Annotated in this window: 15 protein-coding genes and 2 pseudogenes; 7 read left to right on the forward strand and 10 right to left on the reverse strand. The window is 70.8% G+C overall.

Features of this window, described 5'->3' with window-relative positions; all coding sequences use genetic code 11:
• The first annotated feature begins 17 nt into the window (after positions 1-17).
• On the forward strand, positions 18-548 hold the full coding sequence (locus tag ACWDEX_RS32515) for a flavin reductase family protein (protein WP_450468064.1): 531 nt from the start codon (positions 18-20) through the stop codon (positions 546-548).
• A gap of 319 nt (positions 549-867) precedes the next feature.
• Here the strand turns inward: ACWDEX_RS32515 and ACWDEX_RS32520 are convergent, their stop codons facing one another.
• The gene (locus ACWDEX_RS32520) at positions 868-2,067 is read right to left on the reverse strand and encodes an MFS transporter (RefSeq protein ID WP_450468065.1); all 1,200 of its coding nucleotides are present in this window, start codon (positions 2,065-2,067) and stop codon (positions 868-870) included.
• Positions 2,068-2,350: 283 nt separating this feature from the next.
• Here ACWDEX_RS32520 and ACWDEX_RS32525 point away from each other — a divergent pair, with 283 nt between their 5' ends.
• From ACWDEX_RS32525 to ACWDEX_RS32540, 4 genes are all read left to right on the forward strand, one after another.
• Entirely contained in the window at positions 2,351-4,876 is a 2,526-nt protein-coding gene (locus tag ACWDEX_RS32525; protein ID WP_450468066.1) for a hypothetical protein, read from the forward strand.
• Positions 4,877-4,976: 100 nt separating this feature from the next.
• On the forward strand, positions 4,977-7,592 hold the full coding sequence (locus ACWDEX_RS32530; RefSeq protein ID WP_450468067.1) for an aminotransferase class III-fold pyridoxal phosphate-dependent enzyme: 2,616 nt from the start codon (positions 4,977-4,979) through the stop codon (positions 7,590-7,592).
• A gap of 5 nt (positions 7,593-7,597) precedes the next feature.
• Positions 7,598-7,867, forward strand: coding sequence for a phosphopantetheine-binding protein (locus ACWDEX_RS32535; protein ID WP_450468068.1), 270 nt, complete (start codon positions 7,598-7,600; stop codon positions 7,865-7,867).
• Positions 7,864-9,096 carry a beta-ketoacyl-[acyl-carrier-protein] synthase family protein gene (locus ACWDEX_RS32540; RefSeq protein WP_450468069.1) on the forward strand — a complete coding sequence of 411 codons (1,233 nt, stop codon included), beginning with the start codon at positions 7,864-7,866 and terminating at the stop codon, positions 9,094-9,096. The genes ACWDEX_RS32535 and ACWDEX_RS32540 overlap by 4 nt, the downstream gene beginning before the upstream one ends.
• Positions 9,097-9,310: 214 nt before the next feature.
• Here ACWDEX_RS32540 and ACWDEX_RS32545 read toward each other — a convergent pair whose 3' ends face one another.
• Positions 9,311-10,054, reverse strand: coding sequence for an SIR2 family NAD-dependent protein deacylase (locus ACWDEX_RS32545; protein WP_450468070.1), 744 nt, complete (start codon positions 10,052-10,054; stop codon positions 9,311-9,313).
• 186 nt (positions 10,055-10,240) lie between these two features.
• Here ACWDEX_RS32545 and ACWDEX_RS32550 point away from each other — a divergent pair.
• A pseudogene (locus ACWDEX_RS32550) lies at positions 10,241-10,459 on the forward strand (SRPBCC family protein); the annotation flags it as partial.
• Between the two features lie 2 nt (positions 10,460-10,461).
• On the opposite strand, the pseudogene ACWDEX_RS32555 reads toward ACWDEX_RS32550, so the two are convergent.
• Positions 10,462-10,566: pseudogene (locus ACWDEX_RS32555) on the reverse strand (DUF4291 family protein); the annotation flags it as partial.
• A gap of 201 nt (positions 10,567-10,767) precedes the next feature.
• Here ACWDEX_RS32555 and ACWDEX_RS32560 point away from each other — a divergent pair.
• Complete coding sequence (locus ACWDEX_RS32560) at positions 10,768-11,886, forward strand: glycerate kinase (protein WP_450468077.1); 1,119 nt, start codon at positions 10,768-10,770, stop codon at positions 11,884-11,886.
• Positions 11,887-11,978: 92 nt separating this feature from the next.
• Here the strand turns inward: ACWDEX_RS32560 and pssA are convergent, their stop codons facing one another.
• The 7 genes from pssA to ccrA all read right to left on the reverse strand — a co-directional run bounded on the left by pssA (position 11,979) and on the right by ccrA (position 19,796).
• Positions 11,979-12,800: a CDP-diacylglycerol--serine O-phosphatidyltransferase gene (gene pssA, locus ACWDEX_RS32565; protein ID WP_450468078.1), complete on the reverse strand. Its 822-nt coding sequence runs from the start codon at positions 12,798-12,800 to the stop codon at positions 11,979-11,981.
• Positions 12,801-12,822: 22 nt separating this feature from the next.
• Positions 12,823-13,479 (reverse strand): phosphatidylserine decarboxylase, encoded by a 657-nt coding sequence (locus tag ACWDEX_RS32570; RefSeq protein WP_450468071.1) that lies wholly within the window; start codon positions 13,477-13,479, stop codon positions 12,823-12,825.
• 170 nt (positions 13,480-13,649) lie between these two features.
• Positions 13,650-14,855, reverse strand: a complete 1,206-nt coding sequence (locus ACWDEX_RS32575) for an acyl-CoA dehydrogenase family protein (RefSeq protein ID WP_450468072.1) — start codon at positions 14,853-14,855, stop codon at positions 13,650-13,652.
• Positions 14,855-15,424, reverse strand: coding sequence for a MaoC family dehydratase (locus tag ACWDEX_RS32580; RefSeq protein ID WP_450468073.1), 570 nt, complete (start codon positions 15,422-15,424; stop codon positions 14,855-14,857). Before ACWDEX_RS32580 ends, ACWDEX_RS32575 begins: the two co-directional genes overlap by 1 nt.
• A gap of 5 nt (positions 15,425-15,429) precedes the next feature.
• Positions 15,430-16,395: an HpcH/HpaI aldolase/citrate lyase family protein gene (locus ACWDEX_RS32585; RefSeq protein ID WP_450468074.1), complete on the reverse strand. Its 966-nt coding sequence runs from the start codon at positions 16,393-16,395 to the stop codon at positions 15,430-15,432.
• Positions 16,392-18,440 (reverse strand): protein meaA, encoded by a 2,049-nt coding sequence (locus ACWDEX_RS32590; protein WP_450468075.1) that lies wholly within the window; start codon positions 18,438-18,440, stop codon positions 16,392-16,394. Before ACWDEX_RS32590 ends, ACWDEX_RS32585 begins: the two co-directional genes overlap by 4 nt.
• Before the next feature lie 18 nt (positions 18,441-18,458).
• On the reverse strand, positions 18,459-19,796 hold the full coding sequence (ccrA, locus tag ACWDEX_RS32595; protein WP_450468076.1) for a crotonyl-CoA carboxylase/reductase: 1,338 nt from the start codon (positions 19,794-19,796) through the stop codon (positions 18,459-18,461).
• Positions 19,797-20,204: the final 408 nt, after the last annotated feature.

Below are 20,204 nucleotides of genomic sequence, written 5' to 3' on the forward strand. Positions count from 1 at the left end.
CGTAGGAGGCGGACATCATGACGCCGGAAGCCCATCAGCCCGACATCCGACCGCTCATGGCCGGGTTCCCCACCGGGGTATCGGTGATCACCTCCATCGCTCCGGACGGCGAGCCGTGGGGGATGACGTGCACCTCGCTGTGCAGCGTCGCACTGCAGCCGCCGACGCTGCTGGTGTGTCTGCGGCACGGCAGCCCGACGCTTCAGGCCGTGCAGGGCAGTGGGGCGTTCGCGGTGAACCTGCTGCACAGCCAGGCGCGCGCGACCGCCGAACTGTTCGCCTCGGGGGTCCGTGAACGGTTCGACAAGGTCGCCTGGCGGACCGTCGGTGACATCGGCGGGCCCCACCTTCATGAGGCGGCCCACACGGTGGCGGACTGCGCGGTGCACGAGATCCAGAAGGTGGGCGATCACGCCGTGGTGATGGGCAGCGTCGTCGCCATCACCCAGCTCCAGCTCCAGTTGCCGCTGATGTACGGGATGCGCCGTTACGGGTTCTGGACCGACGCGGACGAGGACCGGCACCTGGACTACGACTTCATGTCCTAAGGGCTCTCCCGTAATCCCTGGCGGGCGCGCGACGACAGCTACGGCACCTCGCCGCGTTGTCGGAACGTCCGCATACATCCAGTATGCGGACGTTCCTCCGCCTTGCGATGCTCCCACACTGCCTGAACGGCGTGGGAGGTGCCCCCAGCATCTGACGCCGCGCGCTGATCCACCAGGGATTACGGGACAGCCTTAACCTCGGGGCCGCACCGCAACCGGCGCCCGGACGGGGGAGCGCACCCCGGCCCGGGCGTCCTCGCGCGTGTCCGGATCCGTGGCGGAGCGCGTCGGCCGTGTACGCCGTGCCGCGCGGGCGCCGTCAGACGCTCCGGCGGACCGGCTCCCGGCCCGCCCAGGCGAGCGCGCCGGCCAGGCCGAGGAGGACCGTCACCATGACCCATCCAGCGGTGAAACCGCCGGTCGAGTCGACGAGCAGGCCGAAGCCGAGCGGTCCGGCGACGAACCCGGCGAAGAAGCCGAGGGACACCAGGGCGGAGGCGTGGCCGGTCCGCCCGAAGCCGCTGCCCTTGGTCACCGCGACCATGGTGACGGCGTTGGCCGCCGCCGCGGAACCCCCGAGCCCCACGGCGCCGACCCACACCAGCCAGGTCCCGGCCAGCGCGGCGGGCAGCAGCAGCGCCGACGCCACCGCGACGGCCGCCAGGACCAGCAGGGAGCGGGCGATGTCCATCCGGTCGCTGTACTTCGACCAGAGGAGTCTGCTCGCGATGCCGGAGACACCGATGGCGGCGATCAGGGCCCCCGCGCTGCGCTCGCCCAGCGACAGACGCTGGTGGGCGTAGAGCGGCAAGTAGGTGGTGAGTGCGGCCAGTGCGCAGCCGACGCAGAAGGAGACCGCCATCAGCCATCGGGTCGGCGTGTTCGGCGGCGACGGGAGGGACAGGCCAGGCCCGGCCGGGCGGGTACCGTCCGGCGGCAGCAGCAGGAGCGTCCCGGCCGCCGCGGCCAGCGCGAGCGGCACCACCACCGCCAGCGCCGTGCGCCACGACGTGGCGTCGGCGAGGGCCGGCAGCACCAGGCCTGCGGTGAACGCGGCGAGCGGGACACCCGACTGCTTCACCCCCACGGCCATCGCCCGCCGGGCAGGCGGCACATGAGCGGCTATCAGCTTGTTGGTCGAGGGATTGGCCAGCGACTGCGCCGCGCCCCCGAACACCAGCGCGGCGAGCAGGGTTTCGTAGCCGTGCGAGAGGGCCAGCGCCGTGAAGGCACAGGCGACGAGGGCCAGCAGCAGGGCCAGTGACCGGCGGCCACCGACGAGATCGGCGATGTGCCCCGCGTACAGCGACAGCAGCGACGCGGTACCGAAGGTCACTGCGGTGAGCAGTCCGAGACGGGACCCGCTGAGGTCCAGATCGGCGACGAGGAACGGCCCCAGCGCGCCGATGGCGTAGAGCACGACCATCGACAGACCCATCCCGCCCGTGACGAGAACGAGGAGACCCGAGGGGGGACGTGCGGTGCGCAGCGTCGTTTTTTCGCCGGGATCAGCCGTCACGCTTGTCACCTCTGCTCCGTCGATGTGAGTATATGGTGACTCTAGATTCCTACTATAGCAAGAGGAGTATGCCGCTCCGAAGAGACCGGACGCCAGACGTCAACGGGCTCGGCTGACGCGCCTGGGCCTACGACGGTCACCGTTGTCACCTGCTGCGCGGCGCCTGATCCCGCGCCACGGAGTCCTGCCGCGTCCAGACGTTATGCAGATCGCCTTCAGCCAGGGCGATGCAGACTGCTGGACGGCAAAAGCGGCCCTGGGCGTCGACGGGGGAGTGGCAGGAGTGGACAGCGGCAGTGACAGCGACAAACGGCCGAGGTTCTTCGTCGTCACGGTCGCCCGGCGCCCCGGTTTCCACACAGCGGTGGCCGCGGCCCTCTGGGGCCTGACGGCTCACCAGAAGACCGGACACGGCGCCCCGGCCGGCCGACGGCTCGTGACCGACGTCCCCGATCCCCTGCCCGCACCGCCCGACCACGCCACCTGGCACTCGGTCGTCGCCAGGGCCCGCAGGTTCCTGGACCGCGCCGTGCCCGACGCCGAGCTCCGCCATCTCACGGCCGACGGCTTTCCGGCCGCGGCCCACGCCCTCGGCGCGGCCACCGCGGCGGAACGCGACGGCGACGACATGCTCGCTCTCGTCCTCGTCGAGTCCGACGCCCTCACCGCGCCGGACGACCGGAGCGGACCGGACCCCCTCGCCGGGCCACCCGACGACGCCGCGCTCGCCGCCGGACTCACCGCGCTCGGCGACACGCTCGGCGACGGAAAGCACCGGGCACCCACCGGCGGCGCCGTCCTCGTCTACGACACGGCGCCGCCGGGCCGGACGCTGGTCGCGACCCCCTACCGCCGCCGTCGGCTCCCCGACCAGGACTGGGTGCTCGCCGCCGAGGTGGTCGTCGCCCTCACCGACCGGATCCAACTCGACCACTCGGCGGCCGCCCTGCGCGGCGCGGCGGCCCTGGGCCCGTCCCTGCTCGGCGCGGAGCTGGCTGCCTTCCTCGACGCCCGGGCCGGCAACCGCTGGGGCCTGCACTACTACACCGGCTCCGTGGTGTCCGGCCTCATCGGGGACCTGGAGGAGCACGCCAACCGCGCCGGCAACCCCGTGCTGCGCGGCCCCAGCGAACACAGCCTCGCCTGCGGCGCACTGGCCCGCTGGCAGCTCGACGAGGTGCCCTTCCTGATCGTGGTCACCAGCGGCATGGTCGACGAGTTCCGCGGCACCCTGGCCAACCTCCGGGAGGCCCGCGCCCGCGGATTCGTGGTCTGCGCCGACTCGGCCCCCAACGCCTGGTTCCCCTTCCAGGGCACCGTGCACGCCGGCGAGGACTCCCGGGCGGTGCTGCGCGCCCGGGGGATCCCCTGCCACTATCTCGACGACCCCGCCCGCCTGGACGACCGACTGCGCGAGGCGTACGCCTCCTACGAGGAGGACCGCGGGCCGGTCGTCCTGCTCGCCACGCCCGAGGTGCTGCGGACAACCGCAGCCACGGAGGGCCGCCGCCAGGCGCCGCCCCCGCGGCCCCGGCCCGCCCTCGCCGTCCGCGAGGACGCCCTCGCTCCCGTGCTGGAGCTCGTCGATCGCGGCCCCGACCGCCTGCTGTGGCAGTGTGGGCGGCTCGACGCCGAGGAGGCGTCGCTCGTCCACGACATCGCCGCCCGCGCGGGCGTCGCCCTGGCCGACTCGCTCACCCGCCCCGGCACCGTCGCCCGCTACCGGGACGGCCGCCCCGTGCCGTACTACCTGGGCACACTCGGGCTGTACGGCTTCTCGGACCGTGTCCACGCCTTCCTGCACCGCGACGGCCGCCTGCGTCCCCGCGACGAGCAGTGCCTCCTCTTCCTCAAGAGCCGCATCCCCGAGGCCGCCACGCCCTTCTCCCGGCGCGCCCTCGACCGTTCGCTGCGCATCGTGCAGGTCACCCGCGAACCCGGGCACCTGGCGCCCTTCGCCGACCACCCCCTGGTCTGCGACGCAGCCGGTTTCCTACGGGCCGTCCGCGAACGGCTGGACGTCCCCGGCGACCTGCTGGACCGGCGCAGGCGGGCGATCGCCGAGACCTGCGACAGCGCCTCCGACGTCCTGCACACCCTGCCGGTGCGGCCGATGAGCGCCAACTACTTCTTCGCCCGCCTCGCCGACGTGCTCGACACGTTGATCAGCCGCCACGAATACACCTGGACCGGCGTCTTCGACGTCGGCCGCGGCGGGCTGTCAGCCGTGCGCAACCTGCCCCGCACCGGCCCCGGTTTCTCCGGCTGGTACGGCAGGGCACTCATGGGTGACGCCCTCCAGGCGCTGCCCGCGATCGCCCTCACCCGGGACGACAATGTGCTCGCCTTCGTCGGGGACGGGGCCGCCGCGCTCGTGCCGGACATCGTGCCCACCCTGGTGCAGGAAGTGACCGTCAACGGCCACCGCCTCGCCGGAAACCTCAGCGTCTTCATCCTGGTCGACGGCGGCCACTCGGTGATCCGCAGCTACCGTGAGGGCCGCCGGGCCGGACCTGCCGGGCGCCAGACCCAGGTGCTGCATCTGCTGGACGAGGAAAGGGACGACCACTACGGCGGCCTCACCGTCTCCCGGCGTCGCCTAGACGACATCGACCACGACGACCTCGTCGCCCGTCTGCGCAGACCCGGGACCATCGGCCTGTACACGGTGCCGCTGGAGCACAACGACGAGGGAGACGGCCTGAGCCTGCTCTCCTCCCTCGGCTGGCAGCGCGACCGGCTCCCCGAACGGGCCTTCGCCATGGCCCGCCGGGGAACGGCGCCGGCACCCGGTCGCCCCGCCCGCTGACCCCGCCGCCGACCGGCCCCTACGGCAGCCGTGGCGTCCGCCGCCGCGCCGCCCGCCCGTGGACCGGCAGCCCGCACGTCCTCCCACGAAGGAGAGCCCGGTGAAGTTCGGCTTCCTGGCCCACGCAGTCAGCCCGGCCCACCGCAACCAGGTGCGCGGACTTGACCTGCTGGGCCGTCTCCTGGACGACCACCGGGGCACCAGGCGCGCGTCCGGCGGTCGACTGCACGTCCCGCTGCCGCTGCTCACCTCGGTCACCTCGCCGACCGGCGACCGGTGCGACGGCGAGGTCCGCATCCTCGCCCTCACCGCGGACCAGATCCTCCGTCGCCCCACCGCGGCCCGGGAGATGGTCGCCTGTGAGGTCCGAGCGCTGCACGACGCGGGAGCGGAGATCGTCGGCCTCGGCGGCGGCACCTCGATCGTCGGCGACCGCGGCCTGTGGACCGCCGCTCAGGTCGGCGTCCCCGTCACCAGCGGCAACTCGCTCACCGCGTACGCCGCGTACGAGGCGCTGCACCGCTGCGTCAGGCTGATCGGCCCGGCCGCCGCCGACGCGCCCGTGGTGATCGTCGGCTACCCCGGCTCGATCGCCCTGGCCGTCGCCCGGCTCCTGCTCGCCGACGGGTTCCGCCTGGAACTGGTCGTCCGCCGGGGCCGGGCGCCCGAGGGCCTGCTGCGCCCACTCGGCCCGGTGGAGCGCGGACAGGTCACCCTGACGGACGACCTCACGGGATGCCTGACCGCGCCGCGGCTCTGTGTGGCCGCCACCTCGTCCGGCGGCGTCATCGACACCGGCCTGCTGCACCCCGGTTCGGTCGTCGTGGACGTCGCCCTCCCCCGCGACGCGCCCGCGCCGCCCGCCCGCCGGGACGTGCTGGTGGTGGACGGCGGCCTGGTCAGCGCCGACGACGCGGTGCGCGTCGGGGAGGGCGGCCTGCTCGCCCCGACTCAGCAGCTCAACGGCTGCCTCGTGGAGACTCTGGTCCTCGCCCTGGAGGGCATGGCCGAGAACTGGTCACTCGGCCGGGAGATCGATGTGGACGGGGTGCGCCGCATCGGGCGGCTCGCCGAGCGCCACGGGTTCCGCCCCACGCCGCTCGCCTCCTTCGGACGGCCCCTGGCCGACGACGACATCGCCCGGCTCGGCGTCCACCACACACCGGTGGCCGTGCCCGGCGCCCGGCAGCAGCCCCGGCCGCCCGCCGCGTACGCCGAGGACGTCACCGCTGCCGGCCGTCGCCGCTTCCGGGAGCACATCAACCCACCCCTGGCACGCCTGTTCGCCGCGCAGGGGATGGACCGGGTCTTCACCCGGGCGGAGGGCTGCGTGCTCACCACCGCCGACGGCACCGACTACCTGGACTTCGTCGCCGGTTACGGCGCGGTGAGCCTCGGACACAACCACCCGCAGGTGGTCGGTGCGCTGCGCTCCTTCCTGGACCTGGGCGCCCCCACCTTCAACCAGTACGTCTCCGTGCCGGTGCAGACCGGCGAGTTGGCCGAGCGGCTCAGCGCTCTAGCCCCCGGCGGGCTGGAACGGGTCTTCTTCAGCAACTCCGGTGCCGAGGCGGTGGAGGCGGCCCTCAAGGTCGCCCGCGCGGGCACCGGGCGCACCCGCCTGGTGCACGCGGACAACAGCTACCACGGCAAGACCATGGGGTCCCTGTCCGTCACCGGCCGCCGGGCTCACGGCGAGGCGTTCGCCCCGCTGGTGAGCGACGTGGTCGGCGTGCCGTACGGCGACCTCGACGCCCTCGCCCGGGCCGTCGAGGGCGCTGCCGCGTTCGTCGTGGAGCCCGTCCAGGGCGAGGGCGGCGTCGTTCTGCCGCCGCCCGGCTACCTCCGCGAGGCGCAGCGTCTGTGCCGCCGTGCCGGGGCCGCCTTCGTCCTGGACGAGATCCAGACCGGGCTGGGCCGCACCGGGGCCATGTTCGCGGCCGAGCACGACGGCCTGGAACCGGACGTGATCTGCCTCGCCAAGTCGCTCTCCGGCGGCCTGGTACCGGTGGGCGCCACGCTGGTGCGCGCCGATCTCTGGGACGCCGCGTACGGCAGCACCGACCGCGCCATGCTCCATTCCTCCACCTTCGGCGGCGGCAACCTCGCCGCCGCGGTGGCTCTCGCCGCGCTCGACGTCGTGGAGGAACAACAGCTACCCGAGCGGGCCCGAACGACCGGCGCGCGGCTCCGCGAGCGGCTGCGCACGGCGTGCGCACCCTTCGGATTCGTCCGGGAGGTGCGCGGCGTCGGCCTGATGAACGCCATCGAGTTCGACGGGGACTTCTCCGGAGCGGCTTCGGCCATGGCTGACGAACTCCTCACCCGGCTCCCCGGTGACCTGCACCGTCTCGTCGACTGGCTGCCCGACGACGTACGTTCCGCTGTCCGCCGGGCCGGCGCGGCCCTGGAGTCCTCGCTCGGGGACATGCTGTGCCTGCGCTTCGCCGCCGATCTCGCCCGTGACCACCGGATGCTCACCTTCGTCACGGCCAACAGCAACCGGGTGCTCCGCATCCAGCCGCCGCTCATCCTGACCACCGGTCAGGCCGACGCCTTCGCCGCGGCGGTGGCCGAGGTCTGCGCCGGACTTGCCCTGCACGCGGACGCCTTCGGGGTGCCGATCGCGTCGCGCCCCACCGCCGACGCTCTCACCGACGCCTCCAGCACCGCCGGCTACCGCACCTCCCCCTCCCACACCGCTGAAAAAGGATGACCGCCATGACCATAGGAACCACCGCCGCCGACGCCGTCCGCCACCGCGTCAGCGCCCTGCTGGAACAGAAGCTCGGCCTCCTCCCGGAGGAGATCATCCCGCAGGCCCGCTTCAAGGAGGACCTCGGCCTCGACTCGCTCGACATGGTCGAACTGCTGACGATCATGGAGGCGGAGAGCGGCCGGCCCGTCGACGACGCCGCCGCGCCCGGTCTCACCACCATCGACGACGTGGTCGGCTACCTCGTCGCCCACGGGAGTGGAACGGACCGATGAGCGGCCGGCGGGTGGTCGTCACCGGGGTCGGTCCCGTCACCCCCGTCGGCGTCGGCCGTCATGACTTCTGGCAGGCCCAGCTCAAAGGGGTGAGCGGGATCCGCGCGATCACCCGCTTCGACGCCTCCGGCCTCCCTGTCCGCATCGCCGGTGAGGTCGATCTGCCCGCGGAACTGGCCCCCGGCCGCCGCGAGGAACTGGCGACCGACCGTTCCACCCACCTCGCCCTCGCCGCCGCCCGTCTGGCACTCGACGACGCGGGCCTTGACCTCGCCACCGTCGACCGGGACCGGGTGGGGGTGGTCGTCGGCAGCGGCGCCGGGGGAGCGGGCAGCTGGGAGCGCAACGCACGCCTCCTGGAGACCGACGGCCCCCGGCGGATCGGCGCGCGCTCCGTCGTCATGTCGATGGCCAACGCACCCGCGGCGAACATCGCCATCGCCCACGGCATCACCGGTCCCAGCACCTGCACGGTCACGGCCTGTGCCTCGGGCGCGGAGGCGCTCGTCGCCGCCTGCCAGATGATCGTCTCCGGCGAGGCCGACGTGGTGCTCGCCGGCGGCGCCGAGGCACCCGTCACCAGCCTGATCGTCGGGGGCTTCGCCCGGGCCGGCGCGCTTTCGGTCCGCAACGACGAACCCGAGCGCGCCGTGCGGCCGTTCGGTGCGGACCGGGACGGCTTCGTACTGGGCGAGGCCGCCGCCGTGCTCGTTCTGGAGTCGGAGGCGAACGCCCGCACCCGGGGCGCGGAGGTCCTCGCGGTGCTCGCCGGTTACGGACGGTCCTCCGACGCCCACCACGTGGCCGGCCCGCACCCTGAGGGCGCCGGCGCTGCCAGGGCCCTGCGCCTCGCGCTCCGCTCGGCCGGCTGGTCCGCCTCGGACGTCTCGTACGTCAACGCCCACGGAACCGGCACCCGTTACAACGACGCGGCCGAGGCCAAGGCACTGCGTGCGGCACTGGGCCCCGCGGCGGACGGTGTCCCCGTGTCAGCGACCAAGTCGACGACCGGTCACTCGCTGGGCGCGGCCGGCGCCGTCGAGGCCGTGGCGAGCGTCCTGGCCCTGCGGCACGGCGTCATCCCCCCGACGCTGAACACCGACACCCCTGACCCGGCCATCGGTCTTGACGTGGTGGGCCCGGAGCCGCGCCCCGCGGAGCTCACCGCGGTGCTCTCCGACTCCTTCGCGTTCGGCGGCCACAACGTGGTGCTGGCCTTCGGTACCTGACCCGGCGACCCCGTGCGACCTGCGGTGACGGGCACGCACGGAGGGGCGCGGGTCTCGCGGACAGCCGACCGCTGTCCGCGAGACCTGATCGTCCTTGCCGACTTCGACCCTGGGCGAGGGCGTCCTTCACAGGCCCGCGCACACGGCACTTCGTACGGACGACGTGCCGTGCGGTGCCGTGCAGCTCCAGCACCTCAAACGAGGCGCTGAGTAGTCATCCCCGGCGCTCATCCCCGGCGCTCAGTCGGCCAAGAAGCTCGGGCAGTGCGGTGCCGATGGGCTCACGTACGATCTCGTCCGCCCGGTCGTCGTACGGGGTGGGCTCGGCGTTGACGATGATCAGCCGTGCCCCGTGGTCCGCGGCGATGCCCGCGAGCCCGGCGGCGGGCTGCACCTTGAGGCTGCTGCCGACCGCGATGAACACCGTACAGGCCTTGGAGATGGCAACGGCCTCGCTCAGCACCACCGGGTCGAGCCGCTCGCCGAACATCACAGTCGCCGACTTGAGGATCCCGCCGCACTCCAGGCACGGCGGATCCTCCTCGCCGGCGTCGACCCGGGCGAGAGCGTCCTCCATGGGCCCGCGCACATGACATTCCGTACAGACGATGCTCCGTGCGGTGCCGTGCAGCTCCAGCACCTTGCGGGCGGGCATCCCGGCGAGCTGGTGCAGCCCGTCCACGTTCTGAGTGATCACCCGCACGGGCACACCGGACCGCTCCAGCTCGGCCACGGCCCGATGCGCGGCGTTCGGCTCCGCTTTCAGCGTCCGGTTCCCGCGCCGCATCTGCCAGGAACGCCGCCGAATCTCCGGATCACCCATGTAGTACTCGAACGTCACGAGCTTCTCGGCCTCGGGATCCCGCCGCCACAGCCCGTTAGGACCGCGATAATCCGGGATCCCGGAATCAGTGGAGATACCCGCCCCACTGAGGATGGCTACGAGTGGCCTGTTCATAGGCCGAGCGTAGGGCGCCTGACTGCTCGGAGCGAACGGGTATCGAGGCGGAGCCTTCGCCGCGCGGGCAGTCGCTGCTTCATGGAGGGAAGCGTCGACCAGGTTGAGGGTTTGGGTGATGCCATTGACGTTGGCGGCAGTTGTGATGACCCGGAGCGGGTTGCCGCGCCCGTGGCAGATCAAGTGGTGTTTGCTGCCTGTCTTCCGCCGGTCGACCGGCGACGGACCGGTTGCGGCACCCCCTTCAAGCTGACTCGAACGCTGGACGCCCCCGCAGCGAAGGTGTGGCAGGCGTGGACCACCCCCGAGCAGTATGCCCAGTGGGCTTACGCCGCTGCCGGCTCCGTCGAGACGGACGTACGGCGGGGTGGAGTGTGGAAGGCCACGATGGTCACGCCCGAGGGCGGACCGAGTTGCAGCGAACGGTGCGGCAGGGGACGCAAGTTCAGGTCGCGTTCGGGGTCCCACTGGACACGGGCCGGTGCGCGCTTGAGTTCACGCAATCGTCGGCGGCGCGCTTGTTCCGCCGGATGATGTAGTGGCAGATCATGCATGGCTGTGGCGACCGGACGGGGCACGACGGCGAGGGCGTGCTCCGGTTAGGGGCGCAGCGGCGCGGCTGCCTCGACGTGCGCAAGGCTTGGAGAGCAAGGGGAGTGCAGGTGGCGGACGCTGTGGTGGATGACATCCGGAGAGCGCAGTCGGCGCAGCGGGTGCTCATCGCCGCGGACAAGTTCAAGGGGTCGCTGACGGCGGTAGAGGTCGCGGAGCGGGTGACGACGGGGCTGCGCAGAGTCGTGCCCGGCCTGGAGGTCGAGGCGCTGCCCGTGGCGGACGGCGGCGACGGGACGGTGGACGCGGCGGTCGTGGCCGGGTTCGAACGACGTGAGGTACGGGTCGCGGGCCCTCTCGGCCGGGAGGTGACGGCGGCGTTCGCGCTGCGTGGCGACACCGCGGTCGTGGAGATGGCGGAGGCGAGCGGACTGCAGCGGCTGCCGGCCGGCGTCTTCGCGCCGCTGACCGCCTCCACGTACGGCTCCGGGGAACTGCTGCTGGCCGCGCTGGACGCCGGGGTACGGACCATCGTGTTCGGGGCCGGCGGGAGTGCGACCACGGACGGGGGTGCCGGGATGCTGTCCGCGTTGGGGGCCCGGTTCCTGGGTGCGGAAGGGGAACCGGTGAGGCCGGGTGGCGGAGGGCTGGCGGCGCTCGCCCGTGCCGATCTGTCGGATCTGGACCCGCGGCTGTCCTCGGTCGACCTGGTGCTCGCGAGCGATGTGAACAACCCGCTGACCGGGCCCACGGGCGCGCCCGCCGTGTACGGACCGCAGAAGGGTGCCTCGCCGGCCGAGGTGAAGACGCTGGACGCGGCGCTCGCACACTACGTGAAGGTGCTGGAGGAGGCCGTCGGGCCCAGGGCGGCGGAGTACGCCGTGTCGCCGGGCGCGGGCGCCGCGGGCGGCCTCGGGTACGGGGCACTGCTGGTGGGCGCCCGCTTCCGGCCGGGCATCGAGGTCATGCTGGACGCGCTGGGCTTCGCGTCGGCACTGGAGCGGGCCTCGCTGGTGATCACGGGCGAGGGAGCGCTGGATGAGCAGACGCTGCACGGCAAGGCGCCGGTGGGGGTCGCGGCGGCCGCGCGGGCGGCGGGCAAGAAGGTCGTGGCGGTGTGCGGCCGGCTGGCGCTGACACCGCGGGCGCTGGCCCGGGCAGGTATCCGTCAGGCCTACCCGCTGACCGAGGTCGAACCGGACGTGGCGACGTGCATCGCGGAGGCGGGGCCGCTCCTGGAGCAGGTGGCGGAACGGATCGCCCGGGACCACCTGGGCTGAGGCCGGGATGCCTCGCGCCTCCCGAGTCCGGGCACCGAAAAAGCGAAGGGCCCCGAACCCAACCAGGTTCGGGGCCCTCGGTAAGCGCGGGGTTATGGCAGCTGTGCGGTCCGTGCCTCGCGGCGGTTGTCGCGGAAGTTGTTCACGCGGCGAGCCGTCGCGAACAGCGGGATCACCGCGCCCATGACCAGCTGCAGGGCGCAGCCCGTCTGCAGGAGGAGCGTGCCGCTCGGCGCCTCGAAGGCCCAGGCCGCCAGCAGCCCCATGCTCAGGACGATCCAGGAGAGCATCGCCACCGCGAGACGACCCCGCGGCTTCGGGTACTCCACCCGGCTCACCATCAGCCACGCCGTGCCCAGGATCGCCAGCAGCGTGGCGAAGAACGGCAGCTCCAGCAGGACGATCGAGACCACGGTGAGCGCGCCGAACGGTGAGGGCATGCCCTGGAACACGCCGTCCTTCATCGTCACGCACGAGAAGCGGGCGAGTCTCAGGACCACGGCCAGCAGCACCACGATCGCTCCGACCGCGGCCACTCTCTGGTGTGCGTCGTCCGCCACCATGCCGTAGACCAGCACGAAGTACGCCGGCGCCAGACCGAAGCTGATCAGGTCCGAGAGGTTGTCCAGCTCCGCGCCCATGGGCGAGCTACGCAGCTTGCGGGCGACCAGACCGTCGAAGAGGTCGAAGATCGCCGCGCAGAGCATGAGGATCACGGCCGTGGCGGCGGAGTGCCGGGCCATGCCCGCCGACTCGTTGCCGCCTGTCAGGTGCGGGATCAGGATGCCGGTGGTGGTGAAGTACACCGCCATGAATCCGCACGTGGCGTTGCCCAGGGTGAGGGTGTCCGCTATTGAGAGGCGGAGTGAGAGGGGCATCTCCTCCTCGTCGTCCCCCCCGTCCGCCTCCGGCACCCAGCCGGTCTTGGTGTCACGATCAATCACGGTCAAGGCGAGTCACCCCAGCCACGGTCTTCTGGCCGACCTCGACCCCGACCTCGACGCCCTCGGGCAGGTAGAGGTCGACGCGCGAGCCGAAGCGGATCAGACCGATACGGTCACCCTGCTCGACCTTGGTGCCCTGGGGCACGTACGGGACGATGCGGCGGGCCACAGCGCCGGCGATCTGGATCATTTCGATGTCGCCCAGTTCGGTTTCGAAATGCCAGACTACGCGCTCGTTGTTCTCGCTCTCCTTGTTGAACGCCGGAACGAACCCACCCGGGATGTGCTCGACCGACGTCACCGTGCCGGAGAGCGGCGCGCGGTTGACATGAACATTGAGCGGGCTCATGAAGATCGCGACGCGGGTGCGCCCGTCCTTCCACGGCATGATGCTCTGCACCACACCGTCGGCGGGAGAGATGACGCGGCCCTGGGTGATCTCGCGCTCGGGGTCGCGGAAGAACCACAGCATGCCCGCCGCGAGTGCGGTGGCGGGCACGGCCACGGCCTTGGCGACGCCGGAGCGGCGCGCCCGGGCCAGGCTGAGCGCTGCGGTGGCAACGGTCGGGAGAAGCCACGGCGATGCTCCGCGCGCGAGGCGTACGCTAACAAGGCTGTCGCGTGGTGCAGAGGTTTTGCTGTGGGGCATGGATGACCTTCGTAGCGGATGATGCCGCGCTTCAACGGGGGACGGCGGCTTTCCGGCGATCGTACCGGTCGCCGACCACAACTGGGCAAGCCAGGAAGCCGAGTCGGCGGCTGAAGAGTGTTGACGGGGTGTGATCTTCTTCGCGAAGAAAACACCCCAAATCGGTATATCTAACCCTGGATTCGATACTCTTCGAGCAGTCGACGGCCGATGATCATTTTCTGGATTTCGGCGGTACCTTCACCGATCAGCAGCATCGGGGCTTCACGGTAGAGGCGCTCGATCTCGTACTCCTTCGAGAAGCCGTAGCCGCCGTGGATCCGGAAGGCATCCTCCACGACCTCCTTGCAGTACTCGGAGGCGAGGTACTTCGCCATGCCTGCTTCGAGGTCGTTTCGTTCACCGGAGTCCTTTTTGCGTGCCGCATTCACCATCATGGCATGGGCCGCCTCCACCTTGGTGGCCATCTCCGCCAGCTTGAACTGGATGGCCTGGTGCTGGGCGATCGGCCGGCCGAAGGTGTGCCGCTGCTGGGCGTAGGAGACGCCCAGCTCGAAGGCGCGCTGAGCGACGCCGCAGCCGCGCGCCGCGACGTTCACCCGGCCGACCTCGACGCCGTCCATCATGTGGTAAAAGCCACGCCCGGTGACCCCGCCCAGCACACGGTCGGCCGGAACGCGCAGCTCGTTCATGATGAGCTCGGTGGTGTCGACACCCTTGTAACCCATCTTGTCGATCTTCCCCGGGATGGTGAGACCGGGGCGGACCTCTCCGAAGCCGGGCTCCTTCTCGACCAGGAAGGTCGTCATCGACTTGTGGGGCGCCGTGCCCTCGGGGTGTCCTTCGTCACTCCGGACGAGGACGGCGACCAGGGACGACGTGCCGCCGTTGGTGAGCCACATCTTCTGGCCGGTCAGCACGTACTCGTCGCCGTCCTTGACCGCCTTCGAGGTGATCGCCGAGACGTCGGAGCCCAGCGCCGGCTCCGACATCGAGAAGGCGCCGCGGGTCTCACCCAGCGCCATCTTCGGCAGGAAGTGGTCCTTCTGCTCCTGCGTGCCGTGCTGCTTGAGCATGTACGCCACGATGAAGTGTGTGTTGATGATGCCGGAGACCGACATCCAGCCGCGGGCGATCTCCTCCACGCACAGCGCGTAGGTGAGCAGCGACTCGCCCAGACCCCCGTACTCCTCGGGGATCATCAGACCGAAGAGGCCCAGTTCCTTGAGACCGTCGACGATCTGCTGCGGGTACTCGTCGCGGTGCTCCAGCTCCGTCGCGACCGGGATGATCTCCTTGTCCACGAAGTCGCGGACAGTGGAGACGATCTCCTGCTGGACATCTGTCAGACCGGAGGTCTGGGCGAGACGGCTCATCACTTCTCCTGGGAGTTCAGCTCGGAACCGGGGGTGCCGCCCCGCAGGGGCGTCGCTTGAGGGTGGTGGTGGGAGACGGGCGGGCGGCCGGGCTGCTCGCCGCCGCGCTCCTTGATGTACGTCTCGGTGGGGACCATCACCTTGCGACGGAACACGCACACCAGCGTGCCGTCCTGCTTGTAGCCCTTGGTCTCGACATGGACGATGCCGCGGTCGTTCTTCGACTTCGACGGCCATTTGTCGAGCACGGTCGTCTCGCCGTAGATCGTGTCACCGTGGAAGGTCGGCGCCACGTGCTTGAGCGACTCGATCTCCAGGTTGGCGATCGCCTTGCCCGACACGTCGGGTACGGACATGCCGAGCAGGAGGGAGTAGATGTAGTTGCCCACGACGACGTTCTTGCCGAAGTCCGTCGTCTTCTCCGCATAGTTGGAATCCATGTGGAGCGGGTGGTGGTTCATGGTGAGCAGACAGAACAGGTGGTCGTCGTACTCCGTGACCGTCTTGCCCGGCCAGTGCTTGTAGGTCGCTCCGACCTCGAACTCCTCGTAGGTGCGTCCGAACTGCATGGTCCTCACGCCTCCGGGATCTCGAACGTGCTGGTGCGTCGCATACCGGCGGCGCGGCCCTTGCCCGCGATGACCAGCGCCATCTTGCGGCTCGCCTCGTCGATCATCTCGTCGCCCAGCATCGCCGAGCCCTTCTTGCCGCCCGCCTCGGACGTGCAGTACTCGTACGCGTCCAGGATCAGCTCGGCGTGGTCGTAGTCCTCCTGGGACGGCGAGAAGATCTCGTTGGAGGCCTCGACCTGGCCCGGGTGCAGCACCCACTTGCCGTCGAAGCCGAGCGCGGCGGCGCGCTTCGCGACCTCGCGGTAGCCGTCGACGTTGCGGATCTGCAGGTAGGGGCCGTCGATCGCCTGGAGGTCGTTGGCGCGGGCGGCCATCAGGATCTTCATCAGGATGTAGTGGTAGGCGTCCGCCGGGTAGCCGGGCGGCTGCTCGCCCACGACCAGCGACTTCATGTTGATCGACGCCATGAAGTCGGCCGGGCCGAAGATGATCGTCTCCAGGCGCGGTGAGGCCTCGGCGATCGCGTTGACGTTGTTGAGGCCCTGAGCGTTCTCGATCTGCGCCTCGATACCGATGCGGCCCACCTCGAGGCCCATCGTCTTCTCGATCTGCGTGAGCAGCAGATCGAGAGCGACGACCTGCTCGGCGTTCTGCACCTTCGGCAGCATGATGCAGTCGAGGTTCTGGCCCGCCCCCTCGACCACCGTCACGACATCGCGGTACGTCCACTCGGTCGTCCAGTCGTTGACGCGCACGACCCGCGTCTTGCCCGTCCAGTCACCCTCGTTGAGGAACTTGACGATGGTGTGCCGCGCCTCGGGCTTGGCCAGCGGCGCGCACGCGTCCTCCAGGTCCAGGAAGACCTGGTCGGCCGGGAGGCCCTGTGCCTTCTCCAGGAAGCGGGGGTTGCTTCCGGGCACCGCGAGGCAGGAGCGGCGCGGGCGCAGACGGTTGACCGGCGTTGTCATGCGGGGACCTCCAGGGGGTCGAGCTTGTTCGCTTTGCGGATCTCGTCGACGATACGGCCGATGATTCCGGTGATGTCGAAGTCCTTCGGAGTGAAGACCGCGGCCACTCCCACGGCCCTGAGCTGTTCGGCGTCGCCGTTCGGGATGATCCCACCCGCGATCACCGGGATGTCGGCCGCACCGGCCTCACGCAGCCGCTCCAGCACGTCCGGCACGAGCTGCGCGTGCGAGCCGGAGAGGATGGACAGGCCGACGGCGTGCACGTCCTCGGCGAGGGCGGCGTCCACGATCTGCTCCGGCGTCAGCCGGATGCCCTGGTAGACCACCTCGAACCCGGCGTCTCGGGCCCGCACGGCGATCTGCTCGGCGCCGTTGGAGTGGCCGTCCAGACCCGGCTTGCCCACGAGGAAGCGGAGCTTGCCGACGCCCAGGTCGCGAGCGGTGGCGTCCGCCTTACGGCGGACCTCCGCGAGGGCCGTGCCCTGCTCGGCCGTCACCGCGACCGGCGCGGACGAAACCCCCGTCGGCGCACGGAACTCGCCGAAGACCTCTCTGAGGGCCCCGGCCCACTCACCGGTCGTGACACCCGCGCGGGCGCACTCCAGGGTGGCCTCCATCAGGTTGTCGGTGCCCTTGGCGGCCTCCTTCAGGCGTTCCAGCGCCTTGCACGGGCGCGGGTGGTTGAAGGGCGGCTGGTAGCGGGTGTCGCGCCAGCCTCGGAGCGAGGCGACGACCCGTGCCTCGACCGCCGGGTCGACCGTCTGGATGGCGGTGTCCAGGTCGGCCGTGAGCGGGTTCGGCTCGGTCGTCTCGAAGATGTTGACGCCGACGATCTTCTCCTGGCCGGACTCGATACGGGCCCGGCGCGCCGCGTGCGAGGCGACGAGCTGCGACTTGAGATAGCCCGACTCGACGGCGGCCATCGCGCCGCCCATCTCCTGGATCCGGTCGATCTCGGCGAGCGACTCCTCGACGAGAGCGGAGACCTTCGCCTCGATGACGTGCGAGCCGTCGAATATGTCCTCGTACTCCAGCAGGTCGCTCTCGTGTGCGAGCACCTGCTGGATGCGCAGCGACCACTGCTGGTCCCAGGGCCGGGGCAGACCCAGCGCCTCGTTCCACGCCGGGAGTTGAACCGCACGCGCGCGTGCGTCCTTCGACAGGGTCACGGCCAGCATCTCCAGCACGATCCGCTGGACGTTGTTCTCCGGCTGGGCCTCGGTCAGGCCGAGGGAGTTGACCTGGACGCCATAGCGGAAGCGGCGCTGCTTGGGGTCCTCGATGCCGTAGCGCTCGCGCGTGATCCGGTCCCAGATCCGGCCGAACGCCCGCATCTTGCACATCTCCTCGACGAAGCGGACGCCCGCGTTCACGAAGAAGGAGATACGGCCGACGACATCGCCCATGCGCTCCTGTGGCACCTGGCCGCTGTCGCGCACCGCGTCGAGGACGGAGATCGCCGTCGACATCGCGTACGCGATCTCCTGGACCGGTGTGGCACCCGCCTCCTGCAGGTGGTAGCTGCAGATGTTGATCGGGTTCCACTTGGGGATGTGGGAGACGGTGTACGCGATCATGTCCGTCGTCAGCCGGAGCGAGGGGCCCGGCGGGAAGACGTGCGTGCCGCGCGAGAGGTACTCCTTGACGATGTCGTTCTGGGTCGTGCCCTGGAGCTTGGAGACGTCCGCGCCCTGCTCCTCCGCGACGACCTGGTAGAGCGCCAGCAGCCACATGGCCGTGGCGTTGATGGTCATCGAGGTGTTCATCTGCTCCAGGGGGATGTCCTGGAACAGCCGGCGCATGTCACCGAGGTGCGAGACCGGGACCCCGACCCGGCCGACCTCGCCGCGGGCGAGGACGTGGTCGGGGTCGTAGCCGGTCTGTGTCGGCAGGTCGAACGCCACCGACAGGCCGGTCTGGCCCTTGGCGAGGTTGCGCCGGTACAGCTCGTTGGACGCCTCCGCCGTGGAGTGACCGGCATACGTGCGCATGAGCCACGGCCGGTCCCTTTCACCGCGCACCTGAGTCCTCTGACGCTCAGTCATCTGTGACCTCCGCCGCTCTCAGATGTTCCGGAAGCGGTTGATGGCGTCGATGTGCTTGGCGCGCATCTCCTCGTCGCGCACACCCATGCCCTCGCCGGGGGCGAGGCACAGGACGCCGACCTTGCCCTGGTGGAGGTTGCGGTGCACGTCGTACGCGGCCTGCCCGGTCTCCTCGAGGGAGTAGACCTTGGAGAGGGTCGGGTGGATCTTGCCCTTGGCGACGAGGCGGTTGGCCTCCCAGGCCTCGCGGTAGTTGGCGAAGTGCGAGCCGATGATCCGCTTCAGGGACATCCACAGGTAGCGGTTGTCGTACTCGTGCTGGTAGCCCGAGGTCGAGGCGCAGGTGACGATCGTGCCGCCCTTGCGCGTGACGTAGACGCTCGCGCCGAAGGTCTCTCGGCCCGGGTGCTCGAAGACGATGTCCACGTCCTCGCCGCCCGTCAGCTCACGGATGCGCTTGCCGAAGCGCTTCCACTCCTTCGGGTCCTGGGTGTGCTCGTCCTTCCAGAACTTGTAGTCCTCGGCAGTGCGGTCGATGATCGCCTCGGCGCCCATCGAGCGGCAGATCTCGGCCTTGGCCGGGGAGGAGACGACACAGATGGGGTTGGCGCCGCCCGCGAGCGCGAACTGGGTCGCGTAACTGCCGAGGCCGCCGCTGGCGCCCCAGATCAGCACGTTGTCGCCCTGCTTCATCTGGGCGCCGTTACGGGAGACGAGCTGCCGGTAGGCGGTGGAGTTGACCAGGCCGGGGGCGGCGGCCTCCTCCCACGACAGATGACCGGGCTTGGGCATGAGCTGGTTGGACTTGACGAGCGCGACCTCAGCGAGACCACCGAAGTTGGTCTCGAAGCCCCAGATGCGCTGCTCGGGGTCGAGCATCGTGTCGTTGTGGCCGTCGGAGGACTCCAGCTCGACCGACAGACAGTGCGCGACGACCTCGTCGCCGGGCTTCCAGGCGTTGACGCCAGGGCCGGTGCGCAGGACGACGCCCGCGAGGTCGGAGCCGATGATGTGGTACGGCAGGTCGTGGCGCCTGGTGAGCTCCGAGAGCTTGCCGTAGCGCTCGAGGAAGCCGAAGGTCGGCAGCGGCTCGAAGATCGACGTCCACACCGAGTTGTAGTTGACCGAGGAGGCCATGACGGCCACCAGGGCCTCGCCCGGTCCCAGCTCGGGCAGCGGCACCTCGTCCAGGTGCAGCGACTTGCGGGGGTCCTTGTCGCGGGTGGTGAGCCCGGCGAACATCTCCGTCTCGTCCTTGTGCACGGTGACCGCGCGGTACGAATCGGGGAGCGGCAGAGCGGCGATGTCGGCGGACGTGGCCGTCCCCGACTGGATGGCGTCCAGGATGTCCTTCACGGTGTTGCCTCCGGCGAAGTGGGGGTCTCCCCTGGTCGAGCGGCGTCGAGAGCTTGGGGGATCTTGAGGGAGACGCTGAGCAGGTACGTCGGTGCTGCTGGGGGTGAGGGTGAGGGCTGAGGGGTGCCGTCGGTTCGGCGGAGGTGGTGCTGTGGCAGCGCTTTGTGGCGCGGGAAGTTGCCTGTGACGCAGGCGTCCGGGCGCGCTCGCCCGAGGGCTTGCGGGGACAGCCGACGTACGGAAGGTCTCTGTACGCCGGCCGCCCGGACTCCTTCACGTTATGGCACGGCGTGTCACCTCGCAAGGCACTCGACCCGTCGAGGAAGCCGCTCCGGCCCGTCCGCGCCGCCGTGCCGTCCGCAAGGCCACCGCACCCACCTCGTCCGAGGAGGCGGCGGTCGTGGTCCT

Source organism: Streptomyces sp. NPDC001020 (assembly GCF_053599115.1).

What these genes read in the sequence shown, in the direction of transcription:
- ACWDEX_RS32515 (WP_450468064.1), top strand. Translation starts at nt 18, where the DNA reads ATGACGCCGGAAGCCCATCAGCCCGACATCCGACCGCTCATGGCCGGG.
- ACWDEX_RS32535 (WP_450468068.1), top strand. Translation starts at nt 7,598, where the DNA reads ATGACCATAGGAACCACCGCCGCCGACGCCGTCCGCCACCGCGTCAGC.
- ACWDEX_RS32540 (WP_450468069.1), top strand. Translation starts at nt 7,864, where the DNA reads ATGAGCGGCCGGCGGGTGGTCGTCACCGGGGTCGGTCCCGTCACCCCC.
- ACWDEX_RS32545 (WP_450468070.1), bottom strand. Translation starts at nt 10,054, where the DNA reads ATGAACAGGCCACTCGTAGCCATCCTCAGTGGGGCGGGTATCTCCACT.
- ACWDEX_RS32570 (WP_450468071.1), bottom strand. Translation starts at nt 13,479, where the DNA reads ATGCCCCACAGCAAAACCTCTGCACCACGCGACAGCCTTGTTAGCGTA.
- ACWDEX_RS32575 (WP_450468072.1), bottom strand. Translation starts at nt 14,855, where the DNA reads ATGAGCCGTCTCGCCCAGACCTCCGGTCTGACAGATGTCCAGCAGGAG.
- ACWDEX_RS32580 (WP_450468073.1), bottom strand. Translation starts at nt 15,424, where the DNA reads ATGCAGTTCGGACGCACCTACGAGGAGTTCGAGGTCGGAGCGACCTAC.
- ACWDEX_RS32585 (WP_450468074.1), bottom strand. Translation starts at nt 16,395, where the DNA reads ATGACAACGCCGGTCAACCGTCTGCGCCCGCGCCGCTCCTGCCTCGCG.
- ACWDEX_RS32590 (WP_450468075.1), bottom strand. Translation starts at nt 18,440, where the DNA reads ATGACTGAGCGTCAGAGGACTCAGGTGCGCGGTGAAAGGGACCGGCCG.